Raw genomic sequence first — 19,004 nt, forward strand, 5'->3', positions numbered from 1 at the left:
CCGAAGCCGCGTCGCGGCGTGCGTGATCCCGAGCGAAATGCATCCACGCATGGCGTGGATCTACGTGAAACCAAAACGCGCCCCGAAGGGCGCGTTCTGGTAGCTGGCGGTCAAAAGACCGGCGCGTTACGCGCCGTTCTTTTCAGCCTCCAGCTGCTTGCGGATCTGCGCATCCACCGCCGCGATGGCGGTCATGTTGAGCACGCGGCGCGAGGTCGCGCTGGTGGTCAGGATGTGCACCGGCTTGGCCACGCCCATCAGGATCGGGCCGATCGCCACGCCATCGGTGAACACGCGCACTAGGTTGTAGGCGATGTTGGCCGCTTCCAGGTTGGGCAGCACGAACAGGTTGGCACGGCCCTTCAACGTGCTGTCGGGCAGCAACTTGTGGCGCAACGCCTCGTCCCACGCGGTGTCGCCCTGCATTTCGCCGTCCACGTTCAGGCGCGGATTGCGCTTGAGCAGCAGCGAACGCACGGTACGCATCTTCAGCGCATCCCTGGAATCGTGGCTGCCGAAGTTGGAGTGCGACAGCAGCGCCACCTTCGGCTCGATCCCGAACAGCTTCATGCGGTAGGCCGCCTGCAGGGTCGCTTCGCAGATCTGCTCGGCGGTCGGGTCTTCCTGCACGTGGGTGTCCACGAAGAAGAACACGCCCTGCTGGTTGATCACGCCGGTCATGGCCGAGGTGGAGGTCACCTTGGATTCCAGCGGCAGCACGCTGCGCACGTAGCCCAGCTTCTTGTGGAAGCGGCCCACCACGCCGGTCAGCATCGCATCGGCTTCGCCGCGCGCCACCATCACCGCGGCGATCAACGTCGGCCGTGAACGCATCAGGTTCTTGGCCGCCGCCACGGTCACGCCGCGACGCCCGGTGAGGTTGTGGTAGTACTGCCAGTACTCGTTGAAGCGCGGGTCGTCATTGATGTTGGTGATATCGAAATCGACCCCGGCCTTCATGCGCAGGCCCAGGCGTTCGATACGCGACTCGATCACGTCCGGGCGGCCGATCAGGATCGGCTGCGCCAGGCCTTCATCGACCACGTTCTGCACCGCGCGCAGCACCACTTCTTCTTCGCCTTCGGCATACACCACGCGCTGCTTGTCCGAGCGCGCGCGATCGTAGACCGGCTTCATCATCAGGCTGGTGCGGTAGACGAACTGGGCCAGCTTCTCGCGGTAGGCGCCCATGTCGGCCACCGGGCGCGTGGCCACGCCCGAATCCATCGCGGCCTGCGCCACGGCGGCCGACAGCTCCACCAGCAGGCGGCGGTCGAACGGACGCGGGATCAGGTAGTCACGGCCGAAACTCGGGGTTTCATCGCCATAGGCCGAACCCAGGTCGCTGGCCTCGCGGCGCGCCATCGCGGCGATCGCGTGCACGCAGGCGATCTTCATTTCTTCGTTGATCGCCGTCGCGCCCACGTCCAGCGCACCGCGGAACAGGTACGGGAAGCAGAGCACGTTGTTGATCTGGTTCGGGTAATCCGAACGGCCGGTGCCGATCAGTGCATCCGGGCGCACCGAACGCGCCACTTCCGGCATGATTTCCGGGGTGGGGTTGGCCAGGGCAAAGATCACCGGGTCCTTGGCCATGGTCTTGACCATGTCCGCCGTCAGGATGCCGGGGGCCGACAGGCCGAGGAAAATGTCCGCGCCGTCGACGATCTCGGCCAGCGTGCGCTTGTCGGTGTCGCGCGCGTAACGCGCCTTTTCCGGGTCCAGATCGGTGCGACCGGTGTGGATCACGCCGTCGCGGTCGAAGGCCAGGATGTTCTCTTTCTTCAGGCCCAGCGAGACCAGCATGTTGACGCAGGAAATGCCCGCCGCGCCCATGCCGGTGGTGGCCAGCTTGACGTCTTCGATGCGCTTGCCGGTGACGACCATGGCGTTGAGCACCGCGGCGCCCACGATGATCGCGGTGCCGTGCTGGTCGTCATGGAACACCGGGATGTTCATCCGCTCGCGCAGCTTGCGCTCGACGATGAAGCATTCCGGGGCCTTGATGTCCTCCAGGTTGATGCCGCCGAAGGTGGGCTCCAGCGAGGCGATGATGTCGACCAGCTTGTCCGGGTCGTTCTCGTCGATCTCGATGTCGAACACATCGATGCCGGCGAACTTCTGGAACAGCACGCCCTTGCCTTCCATCACCGGCTTGCCGGCAAGCGGGCCGATGTTGCCCAGGCCGAGTACGGCGGTGCCATTGGAGATCACCGCGACCAGGTTGCCGCGCGCGGTCAGCTCGCTGGCCTGCTGCGGGTCGGCCATGATCGCTTCGCAGGCGTGTGCCACGCCCGGCGAATAGGCCAACGACAGATCGCGCTGGGTCAGCATCGGCTTGGTCGCTGCGACGCGGATCTTGCCCGGCGGCGACATGCGGTGGTAATCGAGGGCAGCCTGTTTGAAATCTTCGTTGGACATCGCTTTCTGCAGATGAATGGGCGAGAGGAACAGGGGATCATACCCCCGTTGGCGTGGATGGACCTGTCGCTACGCTGTCGCGGCCATGCTGCAACCGCACATATCCCAGGCCGTTCGGCAGCGTATGCGGCCAGCGTGACCGACCCCGATGACAAAGCACATCACCGGTCAAGCAGGGTGAAAAACGCAGGGCCCGCCCTCCAGGCGGAGTGGGCGGGCCCTGCACACACACACGCGGGCAGCGGCTCAGCGGGCCGAGGCGGTCAACGGCGACGGCAGGTCGTCGGTGGCCAGCGCCGGCAACTCGGCCTCGCGGCCGTCCAGGGCCAGGGCCAGGCGGTCGCGGTCCAGCGCGCCTTCCCAGCGCGACACCACCACCGTGGCCACCGCATTGCCGATGAAGTTGGTCAGCGAGCGGCATTCGCTCATGAAGCGGTCCACGCCGAGGATCAGCGCCATGCCGGCCACCGGTACTTCCGGAACCACGGCCAGGGTGGCGGCCAGGGTGATGAAGCCGGCGCCGGTGACGCCGGCGGCGCCCTTGGAGCTGAGCATGGCCACCGCCAGCAGTGCGATCTGATGGCCCAGGGTCAGTTCGGTGTTGGTGGCCTGGGCGATGAACAGCGCGGCCAGGGTCATGTAGATGTTGGTGCCGTCCAGGTTGAACGAATAGCCGGTCGGGACCACCAGACCCACCACCGACTTGGCGCACCCGGCGCGCTCCATCTTCTCCATCAGCGAAGGCAGTGCCGACTCGGACGAGGAGGTCCCCAGCACCAGCAGCAGCTCGGCCTTGAGGTAGCGGGCCAGCTTGAACACCGAGAACCCGCACAGGCGGCAGACCACGCCCAGGATCACGGCCACGAACAGGAACGCGGTGAGGTAGAACGAGCCCACCAGCCAGGCCAGGTTGATCAGCGACCCCACCCCGTACTTGCCGATGGTGAAGGCGATGGCCCCGAAGGCGCCGATCGGGGCGGCCTTCATCAGGATGTGCACCAGCCGGAACACCGGCGCGGTCAGCGCCTCCAGGAAGGTCTGCACCGGGCGGCCCTTCTCGCCCGTCAGGGCCAGCGCGATGCCGAACAGCACCGCCACGAACAGCACCTGCAGGATGTTGCCATCGACGAAGGCACTGACCAGGGTGGCCGGGATGATGTCCATCGCAAAGCCGGTCAGGGTCAGCTCGTGGGATTTTTCCACGTAGCTGTGCACCGCGGTCTGGTCCAGGTCGGCCGGGTTGATGTTCATGCCCGCGCCGGGCTGGACCACGTGCGCCACCACCATGCCCACGATCAGGGCCAGGGTGGAGAAGAACAGGAAGTAGGCCATCGACTTGGCGAACACCCGGCCCACGGTCCGCAGGTGGGTCATGCCGGCGATGCCGGTGACGATGGTGAGGAAGATCACCGGGGCGATGATCATCTTCACCAGCTTGATGAAGGCATCGCCGAGCGGCTTGAGCGATTCGGCGAAGGCCGGTTCGAAGTGGCCGAGGACGGCGCCAAGGACGATCGCCACCACCACCTGGAAATACAGCTGGCGGTAGAAGGGCAGCGGCTTGGCCGGCAGCGGGGCGGCGGTGGGTACGTGCATGGCGGACTCCGGAGAAGCGGTGTTGTTGCGTCCGGCCCGCTCGGCAGCGGCAGGCCAGTTCCAGGTGGATCCCGCCACGGCGGCGGGTGATGGACGCATTTGTACGCGCGAGTCACCGCCGCGCAGATAACCTATTGGTACTAGCCCCCCGGTTCAGACAGCGAGGAGTGCCTACACTGCCCCCATCCCGCCCTCCCCCACGGCGGCTGGTGACCGCGCGCAGCCCGGAAGGGCAACAGTTTCCGGCGCTGCGGCCGTTGTTGTCCTGTCCGCTTCAAGAATCCAGAGAGCCGCTCCTCCATGCGCCCGACCCCGACCCTGCTGGCCCTGTGCCTGGCCGCTACCCCCGCCCTGGCCTCGGCCGCCGATTTCGACAACTGGCCGACCAAGGTCGCCTTCAGCGATGGAACCGAGCTGGCCGCCACCGCCAACATCGCCTACGACCTCAATGATTTCTCCGGCGACAGCGGCATCGAGGATGCCGACGCCGTGCGCCGCAAGGAATTCGGCGCCACCCTGAAGAAGAAGGGCGTCTACGACGCCATGGTGTATTACGACTTCCAGGCCGACACCTGGCTGGACGTGTTCGTGCGTTTTGAGAGCAAGGCGTTCTTCGGCCGCGACGTGGGCCGCTTCCGCTTCGGCTACATGAAGACCCCGGTCGGCCTGGACGCGGGCACCTCCTCGCGCGCCGGTAGCTTCCTGGAGACCGCCCTGCCCGTGCAGGCGTTCTACGAAGGCCGCCGCACCGGTGCCGAATGGGTGCTGGAGCGCCCGCAATACCTGCTGCAGGCCGGTGCCTACGGCGGCAAGGACCTGCAGGGCGACAACCCCGGCACCACCCAGGCGGTGCGCGCGGTATGGACCCCGGTCAAGGCCGCTGGCGACGTGCTCCACCTGGGCCTGGCCTACTCGCAGGAAAACCCGCGCGGCTACCGCGATGGCCGCGACGTACACCATGAGGCCAGCGCGCGCCTGCGTGCGCGCCCGGAAGCGGGCCTGACCGACATCCGCCTGGTCGACTCCGGCGCCCTGGCCACCGCCGACCAGATCCGACGCACCGGCCTGGAAGGCATCTGGATCCGCGGCCCGTTCTCGCTGCAGGGCGAAGTGCTGCAGACCACCGTTACCCGCGAGGGCAAGCCGGACTACACCGGCAATGGCCAGTACGCGATGGCCAGCTGGGTGCTCACCGGCGAGTCGCGCCCGTACAACGCCGGCGCGGTGGCCAACATCAAGCCGGCCCACGATTACGGCGCGGTGGAACTGGTGGCCCGTTACAGCCGCCTGGACCTGGACGATGCCGATGTGCTCGGCGGCCGCCAGCACGACTGGACCGTGGGCGCCAACTGGTACCTCACCAGCCACTTCAAGTTCCAGGCCAACTACGTGAAGGCCGATGCCAGCCGTCGTGGCGTGCATACCAAGCCGGACATCGTCGAACTGCGCGCACAGATGCACTTCTGATCCGGTCGCCTGCGGCGGGCGTGCACACCACGCCCGCCGCACGCCCGTAGACTGCCGCCATGTATTGGCTCGGCCGCCATCGCACCCTGCTGTTGACCCTGCTGCTGATGATCGGCGGCACGCTGCTGTGCGCGGCCGCCGCCGGCCACTACGCATGGCGGCGTGCACTGGCCGCCGAGAGCGAGCAGGTGCAACGGCAGCTGGAGTTGTACGGCCAGGGCCTGCAGCAGCGAATTGACCGCTTCGGCACCCTGCCGCAGGTATTGGCACTGGACCCGGACCTGCGCCTTGCCCTGCTGCAGGCACCCGATCCGGCGGCGCGCCAGCGCCTCAACCTCAAACTGCAGCGCGCCAACCAGGTCACCCGCGCTTCCACGCTGACCCTGGTGGGGCACGACGGGGTGGCCGTGGCGGCCAGCAACTGGGACCAGCCCAGCAGCAACGTCGGCGAGGACTACAGCTACCGCCCCTACTATCGCCAGGCACTGGCGACCGGCCGTGGGCGCTTCTACGGCATCGGCATGACCACCGGCGTGCCCGGCTACTTCATGTCCCAGGCGATCGAGGACAACGGCACGCGGCTGGGCGTGGTGGTGATCAAGATCGAACTGTCCGCGCTGGAGCAGGAGTGGCTGCCCAGCCCGGACGTGGTGCTGGCCAGTGACGAGCACGACGTGGTGTTCCTGGCCAACCGCGACGCCTGGCGCTACCGCCTGCTGCGCCCGCTGGGCAACGGCGAGCGCCGCGAGATGCTCGAGGCCCGGCAATACGCCGACCGCTCGCTGCAACCGTTGCGGGTGCGCACCGAAGATGTACTGGACAACGGCGGACGCATGGTGCGCCTGCTCGAGCCGGTCCTGCCCGGGCCGATGCTGTGGCAGAGCCTGGCCCTGCCCGAGGAACACTGGAACCTGCACCTGCTGCATGATGCCGGCGCGGCCACCAGCGCCGGGCGCAGCGCGGCCATCGGCGGCGGCGCGGCGTGGCTGGCGCTGGGCTTCCTGGTGCTGTTCGTGCAGCAGCGGCGGCGGCTGGATGCGCACCGACAGCGCAGCCGGCGCGAGCTGGAGAGCGTACTGGCCCAGCATGCCGAGGAGCTGCGCACTGCGCAGGACGGCGTGCTGCAGGCCGCCCAGCAGGCCGACAGCGGGCTCAGCCGCAGCCTGGCGCACCTGCCGCAGGGCGTGGTGGTGATCGACAACGAACAGAAACTGGTGGCGTGGAATGCGCGCTACCTGGAGTTGTTCAAGTTCCCGGCCGGACTGATCCGGGTGGGCCGGCCGATCGAGGAGATCTTCCAGTACAACGCGCGGCGCGGCCTGCTCGGCCCCGGGCCCATCGACGAGGCCATCGAGCGCCGCCTCAACCACCTGCGCAGCGGCCGCCCGCACATGCGCGAGAGCGAGAAGGACGACGGCACCGTGCTGGAGATCCGTGGCAACCCGCTGCCCGACGGCGGCTTTGTCACCAGCTATGCCGACATCACCGCCTACAAGAACACCGCGCGCGAACTGCGCTCGCTGGCCGATGCGCTGGAGCACCGCGTGGCCGAGCGCACCCGCGACCTGGACGAGGCGCGCCGTGAGGCAGAGCGCGCCAACCGCTACAAGTCACGCTTCGTCGCCTCGGCCGTGCACGACCTGCTGCAGCCGCTCAACGCCGCGCGCATGTTCGTCTCGGTGCTGCGCGGCAAGCTGCACGGCGACGCGCGCGAGCTGAGCGAACACGTGGACGCGGCGCTGGCCGCGCAGGATGCCATCCTGACCAGCCTGCTGGATATCTCGCGGCTGGAATCGGGTGCGTTGCAGACCCACGTGCGCGCATTCGCGCTGTCGCCGTTGCTGGAGACGCTGGCCCGCGAGTTCGGCATCGCCGCCGACAGTCGCGGGCTGCAGCTGCGCTGGGTGGATACGCGTGCGGTGGTGGTCAGCGACGAGGCGCTGCTGCGCCGCATCCTGCAGAACTTCCTGTCCAATGCGCTGCGCTATACCCCGCGCGGACGCGTGCTGATCGGGTGCCGACGGCAGGGCGACCAACTGCGCATCGAGGTGCATGACCAGGGGCCGGGCATTCCGGAAAGCCTGCAGGGCGAGATTTTCGAGGAATTCCGGCGGCTGGATGATGGCGTCGAGCAGGAACGCGGCGCCGGGCTGGGGTTGGCGATCGTAGAGCGGATCGGGCGCCTGCTTGGGCATCGCATCACCCTGCACTCCACGCTGGGACGCGGGAGCGTGTTCGCGGTCAGCGTGCCGCTGGGCGATGCCGCGGCCATTCCAGCGCCGGCGCCGGTTCCGGCCGTGGCGACTGACGCAGGCGATGACAGCCCGCTGCGGCATTGCCGGGTCTGGAGCATCGATGACGACCCGCGCGTATGCGCCGCCACCCGCGCCCTGCTGGAGCGCTGGGGCTGTGCGGTGGAACTGGCCGACGGGCCGCAGGCGGCGCTGGAAATCGCCTCGGCGCTCAACGTGCCGCAGTTGCTGTTGCTGGATGTACGCATGGGCCAGTGGCATGGGCCGGAGCTGTACGAGCACCTTTGTGGCCTATGGCAGGCACGGCCACCGGTGATCCTGGTGACGGCCGAGCGCGATGACGCGTTGAAGGCGCAGGCGGTTGCGAACGGATGGGGCTTCCTGTCCAAGCCGGTGCGGCCGCCGGCGCTGCGGGCGTTGATGACGCAGGTGTTGGTGCGGCATCGGGCGTGATCGGTGATTCAGGAGCAGCCGAGCATGGCTCGGCTCTACCGCGTGGATTGGGGGGCAGCCGAGCGTGGCTCGGCTCTACCCGGTGGATTGGGGGCAGCCGAGCATGGCTCGGCTTACCGGGTGGATTGGGGAGCGGCCGAGCGTGGCTCGGCTCTACCGCGTGCATTGGGGGGCAGCCGAGCATGGCTCGGCTCTACCGGGTGGATTGGGGGGCCGCCGAGCATGGCTCGGCTCTACCGGGTGGATTGGGGGGCAGCCGAGCGTGGCTTGGCTCTACCGGGTGCATTGGGGAGCAGCCGAGCGTGGCTCGGCTCTACCGGGTGGATTGGGGGGCAGCCGAGCGTGGCTCGGCTCTACCGCGTGGATTGGGGAGCAGCCGAGCGTGGCTCGGCTCTACCGGATGCCGGGTGCCGGGTACCGTATGCCGCGGGTAACGGCATACGCGATTGCTTGGGTACCGCGCTCTGGTAGAGCCGAGCCATGCTCGGCTGAGACTCTCCGCAGGTGGCGATGCCTCCGCTGCCCGCGGGCTCAGCCGTCCAGCCCCGCGCCGGCATCGCCTTCCGGCTCCAGCGCCTTCACCAGCACCGCGGCCTGGGTGCGGCTGTGGCATTCCAGTTTTTTCAGGATCGCGGTGACGTGCACCTTGACCGTGTTCTCGGCCAGGCCCAGCTCGTAGGCGATCTGCTTGTTGAGCAGGCCGTCGGCCAGGCACAGCAGCACGCGGAACTGCTGCGGGGTGAGCTGGGCCAAGCGTGCGGCGAGCAGCGCATCGGACTCCGAGCGTTCCGGGGCCATCGCCGGAAACCACACCCCGCCGTCCAGCACCGCCGCGACCGCCTGGCCGATGGTCTCGGCCGGCGCCGACTTGGGGATGAACCCGGCCGCGCCGAACTGCTGGGCCCGGCGGATGACGCGCGGATGGTCGTTGGACGACACGATCACCACCGGGATGTCCGGATGCCCGCCGCGGACGTGCAGCAGTGAGGAGAAGCCGCGTGCACCGGGCATGGTCAAATCTAGCAGTACCAGCTCGATCTCCGGATGCTGGTCCAGCGCCGCCTCCAGCGTGGACGCGCTGGCCACCTCCAGCACCTGCGCCTGCGGCAGCGACTGGCGCAGCGAATGCACCACGGCCGCGCGCAGCAGCGGATGGTCGTCGGCGATCAGGACGGTCAGTTCACTCATGCGGCCAATTGTAATGAGGTTGACGGCCAGCCGCCGCGGCTACCGGCCTTGCTGGCGCATGCTGCCATTCCAGGCGTCCAGGAATTGCCGGCGCTTGAGCGCGTCCAGGTACACCAGCAGGCCCGGCCCCAGCTGGATCGGGCGGTAACTGCGCTCGGGCGAGCGGCCGCGCTGCTGGCCCTGCGCCGGCAGGATCGGCATCAATCGCGCCTCGCGGGACAGCACCTGCTGGCCACGCGGCGAGAGCAGGTAGTCCAGGAAGCGCCGCGCCTCCTCCGGGTGCCGGCTGCTGCGCGGGATCACCGCGGTGCGCAGCACCACCAGGGTGTAGTCCTCCGGCTCGACGATGCCCAGCGGCGCACCGGCTTCGATGCGCGCCTGCGCGTAGGAGCCCAGCACGTTGTAGACCAGCGACAGCTTGCCGCTGCTGACCTGGTCCAGCAGCACGCCGGTGCGCTCCTCCAGGTGCACGCCGTTGTCGCCGAGTGCGCCGAGCAGCGCGCCGGCCATGCTGCCGCGCTGGCCGTCCTGGGTGGCCAGCAGGTAGCCGACGCTGCTGCGCTCCACGTCGTAGGTGCCCACCCTGCCCTGCAGCGGTGCATCCGGCGCGCGCAGCAGCTCGAGCAGCTGGCGGCGCGTGCGCGGCACCCGCGCCGCTGGCAGCGTGCGGGTGTTGTAGACCATCGCCACCGGCTCGTAACTGATGCCGAAGGCCTCGTGCCGCCACTGCGCCCATGCCGGCAGCGCATCGGTCTGCGCCGAGCGGTGCGGCAGCGCGTGGCCGTCGTTGACCAGTTTGGTCTGCAGGTCCATGCCGCTGCTGATGAGCATGTCCGGCGCCTGCGCGCCGCCACGGTCACGCAGGTAGCGGGCGTAGATGTCCTGGGTGATGACGTCCTCGTACAGGATCTCGGTACCGGGATGCAGGCGCTGGTAATCGGCGATCACCGTGGCGAACACCTCGATGTCGGTCGAGCCGTGGATGCGCAGCTGCGCCACCGGCGCGCCCTTGGCCGGGAAACGCTGCACGTCGCCCGGCGCTGCCAACGCGTTGCCGGCCGCCAGCACCAGCAGCAGCCACCACCCTCGTGTTTTCATGGATGCATCCTCGGCAGGCGGATGGTGGCCACCAGGCCACCGCCCACCCGGTTGCTCAGGTCGATCTGGCCGCCATGGCCATCCACCACCCGCTTGACGATCGCCAGGCCCAGCCCGGCGCCGCCGGCCGCCGCCCCCTCGCCGCGCGCGAAGCGCTCGAACACCCGCTCGGCGTCGGCCGCGGCGATGCCCGGGCCGTGGTCGGCGATGGTGAGCACGCAGTGCTGCGCTTCTTCGGTGAGCGCCACCTGCAGCGTACCGTCGCCACCGTACTTGATGGCGTTGTCGATCAGGTTCTTGATCGCCTCGCGCAGCAGCAGCGCGTCACCGCGCACCCAGGCCGCCTGCGCGCTCACCGCCAGCTGCACGCGCGGGGCCGGCAGTGCCTGCGGCAGCGCTTCGTGCAGCGCCTGGTGCACCGTCTCGGCCAGGTCGACCGGGCCGAAATGCTGCAGGTTGGCGCGGTGGATCACGCTGGCATCGCTGAGCAGCTGGTTGAGCAGGCGGCTCATGTGAGTGGCATTGCGCTCGATGGCATGCAGGCTGCGGCGCATGTCCTCGGGATCTTCCTCGTCCAGCGCCAGCTGCGCCTGCGCGCGCAGCGCCGCCAGCGGCGTGCGCATCTGGTGCGCGGCCTCGGCCATGAACGCGCGCAGGGTCTCGTTGCTGCTCTGCAACCGGCCCATGAAGTGGTTCAACGCGCCGACCATCTTGTCCATCTCGCGTGGCACGCTGGCATCGAGCGGCTTCAGGTCGGACGGCTCGCGCCGCGCCAGGTCGCGCTCCATGCGCACCAGCGGGCGCAGGGCTCGATGCACGCCGAGCCCCACCAGGGCCAGCGAGAGCAGCGACAGCACGGCGATGGCCAGCAGTGCGCGGGTCACCATGTCCTGCGCCAGTGCTTCGCGCGCACGCCGGGTCTGCCCGACCTGCACGCGCACCTCGCCTTGTGCCGAGGGCGAGGACACGCGCCGCGACACCACCACGAAGCGCACCTGCTCGCCGCTGTAGGGGGCGTCGAACAGCTGCGGGCGGTCGCTGGGCGGATGCGGCGGCGCCGGGAGGTCGGCGTAGCCGGTGACGGTGGCGTCGCGTGCGTCGGAGACGCGGTAAAACACGCGATCCTCCGGGGCCATCGCCAGCAGGTCCAGCGCGGCATACGGCAGGTCCACCTGCCATTGCGCCTCCACCAGGGCCACCGAGTCGATGATCGACAGCGCCGAAGACACCAGCAGGTGATCGTAGGAACGGTTGGCCGCGCGCTGGCCGTAATCGCGTGCGCCGAACAGCAGGGCGACGGCGAACAGGGCGAGGAACGCGCCCAGGTACAGCCACAGGGTGTGCCGGATCGAGCCGGAGGTGCGCGGGTCAGTCGCCATCGGCCGCAGCGCCGGCGGGGTCTTCGATGGCCTCCAGCAGGTAGCCGCTGCCGCGCACGGTGACGATCCGCAGCGGCGCCCCGGCCAGCTTGCGGCGCAGCCGCCCCACGTACAGCTCGATCGCATTGGGGCCGGCCTCGTCATCGAAGCCAAACAAGCCATTGCCGATCTCGTCCTTGCCGACCACCTGGCCGAGCCGGCCCATCAGGATTTCCAGCAGCCGGTACTCGCGGTTGGGCAGCTCGATCGGCTGGCCCCCCAGGCTCACCCGGTGCGAGGCGTTGTCGAACTGGAACGTGCCGATCTGCACCACTTCGCTGGCCTGGCCACGGGTGCGCCGCAGCAGCACCCGGCAGCGTGCTTCGAGCTCGCGGAAGTCGAACGGCTTGCCCAGGTAGTCATCGGCGCCCACGTCCAGCGCCTGCACGCGGTCTTCGATGCCGTCACGCGCGGTCAGCATCAGCACCGGGGTGCTGTCGCCGCGCTCGCGCATGCCGGCCAGCACGCGCAGGCCATCGAGCTTGGGCAGGCCGATGTCCAGCACCACCAGGTCGAAGCTCTGGTAGCGCAGCACGCTGGCCGCGGCCAGCCCGTCGCGCTGCCAGTCCACCGCGTGGCCACTGCGGCGCATGCGGCGGACGATGGCATCGGCCAGGTCCGGATTGTCTTCCACCAACAGCAGGCGCATCGGGCAGGGATCGTCGAAGGTGCACGAATGCTAGCGCGAGCGGCCGCCCTCGTGGGCTTCGCTGCAGTGCACAAACCCCCGACAGGTGGATGACAGCTTCCCGGCACTAGGCTGCGCCATCGCACCGCAGTCCCCTGCGCTGCCATTGACGACACCACTGCACGAACGAGTACCTGGGAGGGTCCGTGGAACTGAACGCAACCCGCTGGCGCACGCCGGCCGCCTGCACCCTGCTGATGCTGGCCGCGCCGCTCTGGGCCGCTGACGCCGGCGAGGACGACCGTCCGGTCACCGCCACGCTCGGCGGCCGCCTGCACCTGGACTTCGCCGATTTCGACAACGACGGCCGCGGCACGCCGAACAAGGATGACACCGAGATCCGCCGTGCCTGGGTGGACGTGTCGGGCAGGTTCTTTGTGGTCGACTACAAGCTGGAAGCGGACTTCTCCGGCGATCGGGTCGAGGCCAAGGACGTGTTCGTCAGCCGCAGCTTCGGCGATGCCGGCAAGCTCACCGTGGGCCAGTTCAAGCAGTTCTTCTCGCTGGACGACCGCACCAGTTCCAACTACGGCACCTTCCTGGAGCGCGGCAATGCCGGCACCACGCTGGCGCCGCTGTACCGCCTCGGCGCCTCCTGGCAGGCCGCCCGCGGCGACATGACCTGGGCCGCCAGCGCCTACAGCCTGGAAAGCATCGATGCCTGGCAGGTCAAGGGCCGCGCCGCCGGCGGCCGTGCCACCTGGGCACCGGGCGCCACCGCCGGCGACGTGCTGCACCTGGGCCTGTCGCTGGCGCATGAGCGCTACGACACTCCAGGCGCCAATGGCGTGCCGGGGCTGAAGATCCGGCCGCGCCCCGCCGGCCACCTGTCCGACAACAGCCGCCTGACCCTGGTCGATTTCTCGGCCGGGCGCGACACCGACGTCAACAAGTGGTCGCTGGAGTACGCGCAGGTGCGCGGGCCGCTGTCCTGGCAGGGCGAGTTCAGCGGCGCCACCTTCGACGACGGCAGCCAGCGCGGCAAGGTGCTGGCCGGCTACGGGCTGGTGAGCTGGTTCGTCACCGGCGAGTCGCGCGTGTACGACCGCAAGACCGGCCGCTTCGGCCGGGTCAAGGATTTCCAGCACAAGGCCGGCGCCGTCGAAGTGGCACTGCGCTACGACCAGATGCGCGGCGACCAGCACCTGATCGGCCAGCCGGACCTGCGCGATGCGCAGACCCAGGCCTGGACGCTGGGTGGCAACTGGTACATGCGCGAGAACCTGCGCTTCATGCTCAACCTGATCGAGAGCCGCAACCGCGACCGCCTGGCCGCGGCCAACCTGGACCGCACCCGTGCGGTGACCGGCCGCCTGCAGTTCGATTTCTGAGCCTTCCCTTCCGCACTACCCCTCCTGGAGTCTGCAGATGATGCTGAGCATCCTCGGCTTTGGCATGGTCATTACATTCATGTACTTGATCATGAGCAAGCGGCTGTCGCCGCTGGTCGCCCTCATCACCATTCCGATCATCTTCGCGCTGTTCGGCGGCTTCGGCGCCGACATCGACGAGATGATGCTGGAGGGCATCAAGAAGATCGCGCCCACCGGCGTGATGCTGATGTTCGCCATCCTGTACTTCGGGGTGATGATCGATGCGGGTCTGTTCGATCCGCTGGTGCGGATCATCCTGCGCTTCGTCAAGGGCGACCCGATGAAGATCGTGCTGGGCACCGCGATCCTGGCGATGCTGATCTCCCTCGACGGCGATGGCTCGACCACCTACATGATCACGGTGTCGGCGATGCTGCCGCTGTACCAGCGGCTGGGCATGAACGCGTTGAACATGACCTGCGTGACCATCCTCGCCGGCGGCGTGATGAACCTCACCCCGTGGGGCGGGCCGACCGCGCGCGCGGCCACCGCACTGCACGTGGACCCGGCCGACGTGTTCGTGCCGCTGATCCCCTCGATGGTGATCGCCTGCGCCGGCGTGCTGCTGCTGGCGTGGTACCTGGGCATGAAGGAGCGCCGCCGGTTGGGCGTGGTGAGCCTGCCCGAGGGCGGCAGCTGGATGGACAACAGCGTGTCCGACGACGGCAATGCACTGCCCACCGTGGAAGACGCCGAGGACATCAAGCGCCCCAGGCTGCTGTGGGTGAACCTGGTGCTGACGCTGGCGCTGATGACCGCACTGATCATGGGCGTGCTGCCGATGCCGGTGCTGTTCATGGTGGGCTTCGCGATGGCGCTGGTGATCAACTACCCCAACCTGGCCGAGCAGCGCCGCCGCGTGGTCAACCACGCCGGCAACGTGCTGTCGGTGGTGGCGCTGATCTTCGCCGCCGGCATCTTCACCGGCATCCTCAACAACACCGGGATGGTGGAGGCGATGTCGCACAGCTTCCTGGCGATCATCCCCGACAGTTGGGGCCCGTACCTGGCGGTGATCACCGCGATCGCCTCGATGCCGTTCACCTTCTTCATGTCCAACGACGCCTTCTACTTCGGCGTGCTGCCGATCCTGTCCGAGGCGGCCGGCAACTACGGCATCACTCCGGTGGAGATGGCCCGCGCCTCGCTGGCCGGGCAGCCGGTGCACCTGCTCAGCCCGCTGGTGCCGTCCACCTACCTGCTGGTGGGCCTGGCCAAGGTCGAGTTCGCCGACCACCAGAAGTTCACGCTGAAGTGGGCCATCGCCATTTCGATGCTGTTGATGCTCGGCGGCCTGCTGTTCGGCCTGTACCCGCTTGCGTCCTGATCCGCCTACCAAGGAGCGTTCTGCAATGACTCTTCGCATCGCCTACGTCACCAGCGGGATGGGCAGTGTTGGCACCGCCATCTGCCAGAAGCTGGCCCGCAACGGCCACACCGTAGTGGCCGGTTGCGCCCCGAACTCCCCGCGCAAGGCCGGCTGGCTGCGCGAACAGCGCGAGCTGGGCTTCGACTTCATCGCCTCGGAGGGCAACGCCGCGGACTGGTCGTCCACGGTGGCCGCCTTCGCCAAGGTCAAGGCCGAGGTCGGCGAGATCGACGTGCTGGTCAACAATGCCGGCGGCAGCCGCGACGTGCTGTTCCGGCAGATGAGCCCGGACGACTGGAACGCGGTGATGGGCTCGAACCTGCACGCGCTGTTCAACATCACCAAGCAGGTCATCGACGGCATGGCCGCGCGCGGCTGGGGCCGGATCGTGAACATCGGCTCGGTCAGCGCGCACAAGGGCCAGATCGGCCAGGTCAATTTCGCCACCGCCAAGGCGGCGATGCACGGCTTCAGCCGGGCGCTGGCCAATGAGGTGGCCACGCGCGGGGTGACGGTCAATACGATTTCGCCGGGCTACATCGCCAGCCAGTCGATCAGCAGCTTCCCGCCGGACGTCCTGGACCGGCTGGCCGGCTCGGTGCCGATCCGCCGGCTGGGCAAGCCGGAGGAAGTGGCGAGTCTGTGCGCGTGGCTGGCGTCGGATGACGCGGCCTACGTGACCGGTGCCGATTACGCGGTGAACGGTGGGTTGCACATGTTCTGACCTTGGCGCGTCCTGCTGTGACGCGCGACCTCCCCCACGAGGTGAGCTGCGGCGCTGCGAGGCGTCGTGGCTTTTTTTTGGGTGTCAGTGTCGAGCGAATGCCTGCGAGTGCCTGTGCCTGGCCGCGGTGTGCAGCGTCGCGGGACACGCTGCAAGTACATCCCTGTAAGCTCGCGTGTGCCATCCATGGCACACGACAGTCCGCGACGCTGCATCCCCGCCCTGGACAGTTGGTCGGCGGCCTTGGCTGGAACAGAACCGTGCAGAGCAACCAGCGGCGCCCAACGCGCCGCACTGCATCCCGCGTTCCTGTTGAGCACCCGCACACTGTCAAGGTCGGGTACGGGTGGGGTGGCGGGACCGTCATGCGCCATGGATGGCGCATGCGAGCCTACATGGACGTACTTGCGGCGTGTCCCGACACCCCACCCGTACCCGACCAAACCAGCAGCCCCGGCACGCGAGATGCTGTTGATGTTGCTCTTACGCTTTACGCTTCTCTCTTCGACCCACCCGATCAGAATTCAGCGGCCACCGTCATGAACAGCTGGCGCGGCGCGCTGGCGTGGATCGCGTAACGGGTGCCAGTGGGATCGGTCGGCGCGAACGAGCTGAGCTGGCCGGCATAGCGCTTGTTGGTCAGGTTGGTCGCATTGAGCGACACCTTGACGTCGCGCAGGCCGAGGCCGGGGCCGAACGAATAGCCCACGCCCGCATCGAACGTCGTCACCCCCGCTACCGACTGGTCGTTGGTGTAGGTGTAGTAGCGCTTGCCTGTGTACTTGGCGCGCAGGCTCGCCGACCAGCCGTCGCGGTTCCAGCTGATCTCGCTGGAGGCCATCCGCTGCGGCGTGTCCACCGTGATCTTGCCCGCCACCGGCACGATCGCACCGCCGGAGGTGTAGTTGTCCTCGTAGGTGGACTTGTTCCAGGACAGCGCGTTGTACCACTGCAGGCCGTCGACCGGCTTGAGGATGAAGGTCAGCTCCGCCCCCTGGCTCTTCACCGAGCCCACGTTGATGAAGCGGGTGATGCACTCCGGCCGCGTCCCCACCTCGATGCTGGTGCACGGGTTGAGCGAGAGCAGGCGGTTGTCGAACATCACGTGGTAGGCCGCGATCGAGGCCTGGTACCGCTCACCGAAGGTGCGGAAACCGGCTTCCAGCGTCTTCGACTTCTCCGGCTCCAGCCCGGCGCTGGCCGCGAACGATTCCGGCGAGACCTGCAGCGGGCCACCGCTGCCGCCGCCCACGAAGGCCGCGATGTTCTCCGAGTACGAGGCAAACAGCTCCTGGTTCTGGCTCAGCTTGAAGCCGATACCCGCCTGCGGCAGCACCGATTCCTTGGCCGTCAGCGTGCCCGAGGCATAGCTGGCCTCCGTGCCCGGCTTGGCGTTGGCGGTCATGCGCGTGTTCGGGCTCTTGATGCCCACATCGACGGTGAGGCGGTCATCGAGGAAACGCATGCGGTCCTGCACGTAGAACTGGCGCGTGCGGATGTCGAAGTCCTGGTCGAACAGCCGACGGTCGGGGTAGTTGAGGTAGCCGTCATCCAGGAACGGCCCGGTGATGTAGTAGAAATTGCGCTCGACATTGTGGTCGTTGCGCTCATACCACAGCCCCGCTTCCAGCGCGTGGATGCCCCACTGCCAGCTCAGCGCCGCGGTGATGCCCTGGCGGTTGATGGTGTAGTTGGTGCTGCGGATGGAAATCGGCAGCGCCTGCGCGGTGCCCGGGTTGGACGGCTGGCCCGGTGCCCACCAGTGGCCCTGGCCGCGGTTCTCGTGGTGGTAGGCCAGCAGCTTCAGGCGCGAGGTCTCGCCCAATGCCAGGTCGGCATCCAGCGAATACAGGTTGTCGTCGCGCAGCGCGCGGCTCTGGTAGTACGCATCGTCGATGCTGTTGACGCCGCCGCTGAAGGCGCACTTCTGCGCGTTGTAGGTGCCTGGCGCGCAGTAGGCCGCGGCCACCGCCCGATCCCAGTCCGGGGCGTAGATGTTCCAGTCGTAGCCCAGCCCGCGCGCGAGCATGCTCTTGGACAGGTAGGCGTAGTTGGCCTGGCTCACGCGCGAGGTGGCCGCGAACGCGCCGAAACGGTTGTCGCCCACGGCCCACACAGCCTTGGCGTTGAACTGGCGGGTGGTCTGGTTCTGGTTCGGCTCGGCCCACATGTCCGCCTCCTGGTGCACGCCGGAGACATAGGCCGAGAAGCCGTTGAGGTCGCCGGTGTCCACGCGCAGGTAACCGCGACGCTGGTTGTCATCGCCCACGGTGACGCTGGCACGACCGCCGAACTCGGTGGACGGATCCTGCGAGAAGTACTGGATGGTGCCGCCCAGGTTGCTGGTGGAGGCCACGCCCAGCGAACCGATACCCTGCGACAGTTCGGCACCGGCCAGGTTCTCGGCGATCAGCGCGCGGGCGATGCTCAGGCCGTTGTAGTTGCCGTAGCTGTTGTCGCCCAGCGGAATGCCATCGAGTGTGTAGCCCAGGCGGCTCTTGTCGAAGCCGCGCAGGGTGATGCTCTGCGATTCCTCGTTGGCCCCGAACGCGTCATTGGACTGCACCGACACGCCGGGCAGGCGGTCGAGGATCTTCTGGCCGCTGGTGCCCGGCGGCAGCACTTCCTTGTCCACGGCCGTGATGCGCTGGACCTGACGGGTCTCGCCCTGGCCGATCACCGACACGGTGTCCAGGGTCTGCGCGCTGAGCGCGACGTTGGCCTCGGTGGTGGCGTCCACATCGGCAGCGTGGGCATTGGCGGCGCACAGCGCAATCGCCACGGCGATCGTCAGGGGTCGGGTAAGCATGGTGATCCGTTGCATGATGAGGTGGTGACCTGCGCGATGCAGGTGCGTGACCATCATGCGAGCGGAAGATGAAAGCATTCTTACGCGACGGCGTGCGGCGTATGAAATGCGAACCAGCCCGCAAAACCTGCACGAGCATGATCGCCGC

Annotated in this window: 12 protein-coding genes; 5 read left to right on the top strand and 7 right to left on the bottom strand. The window is 68.2% G+C overall.

Annotated elements, in window-relative coordinates:
• Positions 1-126: 126 nt before the first annotated feature.
• Together M2421_RS13720 and M2421_RS13725 are read right to left on the bottom strand one after the other, a co-directional pair.
• Entirely contained in the window at positions 127-2,421 is a 2,295-nt protein-coding gene (locus tag M2421_RS13720) for an NADP-dependent malic enzyme (RefSeq protein ID WP_259207611.1), read from the bottom strand.
• Positions 2,422-2,667: 246 nt separating this feature from the next.
• Positions 2,668-4,017, bottom strand: coding sequence for a dicarboxylate/amino acid:cation symporter (locus M2421_RS13725; RefSeq protein WP_259207612.1), 1,350 nt, complete (start codon positions 4,015-4,017; stop codon positions 2,668-2,670).
• Positions 4,018-4,317: 300 nt separating this feature from the next.
• Here M2421_RS13725 and M2421_RS13730 point away from each other — a divergent pair, with 300 nt between their 5' ends.
• The gene (locus M2421_RS13730; RefSeq protein ID WP_259207615.1) at positions 4,318-5,484 is read left to right on the top strand and encodes a porin; all 1,167 of its coding nucleotides are present in this window, start codon (positions 4,318-4,320) and stop codon (positions 5,482-5,484) included.
• 59 nt (positions 5,485-5,543) lie between these two features.
• Complete coding sequence (locus tag M2421_RS13735; protein ID WP_259207617.1) at positions 5,544-8,189, top strand: PAS-domain containing protein; 2,646 nt, start codon at positions 5,544-5,546, stop codon at positions 8,187-8,189.
• Between the two features lie 531 nt (positions 8,190-8,720).
• Here the strand turns inward: M2421_RS13735 and M2421_RS13740 are convergent.
• The 4 genes from M2421_RS13740 to M2421_RS13755 are packed head-to-tail and all read right to left on the bottom strand — an operon-like array spanning position 8,721 to position 12,542.
• The gene (locus tag M2421_RS13740; RefSeq protein WP_259207618.1) at positions 8,721-9,377 is read right to left on the bottom strand and encodes a response regulator transcription factor; all 657 of its coding nucleotides are present in this window, start codon (positions 9,375-9,377) and stop codon (positions 8,721-8,723) included.
• Positions 9,378-9,416: 39 nt separating this feature from the next.
• On the bottom strand, positions 9,417-10,475 hold the full coding sequence (locus M2421_RS13745) for an ABC transporter substrate-binding protein (protein WP_259207619.1): 1,059 nt from the start codon (positions 10,473-10,475) through the stop codon (positions 9,417-9,419).
• Entirely contained in the window at positions 10,472-11,854 is a 1,383-nt protein-coding gene (locus M2421_RS13750; protein WP_259207621.1) for a sensor histidine kinase, read from the bottom strand. Before M2421_RS13750 ends, M2421_RS13745 begins: the two co-directional genes overlap by 4 nt.
• Entirely contained in the window at positions 11,844-12,542 is a 699-nt protein-coding gene (locus M2421_RS13755; RefSeq protein ID WP_259207623.1) for a response regulator transcription factor, read from the bottom strand. The genes M2421_RS13750 and M2421_RS13755 overlap by 11 nt, the downstream gene beginning before the upstream one ends.
• Before the next feature lie 236 nt (positions 12,543-12,778).
• Here M2421_RS13755 and M2421_RS13760 point away from each other — a divergent pair, with 236 nt between their 5' ends.
• From M2421_RS13760 to phbB, 3 genes are read left to right on the top strand one after another with little or no spacing between them, the layout of a single operon-like run.
• Positions 12,779-13,912, top strand: a complete 1,134-nt coding sequence (locus M2421_RS13760; RefSeq protein WP_259207815.1) for a porin — start codon at positions 12,779-12,781, stop codon at positions 13,910-13,912.
• Between the two features lie 40 nt (positions 13,913-13,952).
• Positions 13,953-15,281 (top strand): CitMHS family transporter, encoded by a 1,329-nt coding sequence (locus tag M2421_RS13765; RefSeq protein WP_259207816.1) that lies wholly within the window; start codon positions 13,953-13,955, stop codon positions 15,279-15,281.
• A gap of 25 nt (positions 15,282-15,306) precedes the next feature.
• Positions 15,307-16,047 (top strand): acetoacetyl-CoA reductase, encoded by a 741-nt coding sequence (gene phbB, locus M2421_RS13770; protein WP_128097684.1) that lies wholly within the window; start codon positions 15,307-15,309, stop codon positions 16,045-16,047.
• Between the two features lie 517 nt (positions 16,048-16,564).
• On the opposite strand, the gene M2421_RS13775 is transcribed toward phbB, so the two are convergent.
• Positions 16,565-18,856: a TonB-dependent receptor gene (locus M2421_RS13775; protein ID WP_259207627.1), complete on the bottom strand. Its 2,292-nt coding sequence runs from the start codon at positions 18,854-18,856 to the stop codon at positions 16,565-16,567.
• Between the last annotated feature and the right edge of the window lie 148 nt (positions 18,857-19,004).

It is taken from the genome of Stenotrophomonas sp. BIGb0135 (assembly GCF_024810105.1).
Classification (GTDB): Bacteria; Pseudomonadota; Gammaproteobacteria; order Xanthomonadales; family Xanthomonadaceae; genus Stenotrophomonas; species Stenotrophomonas maltophilia_AB.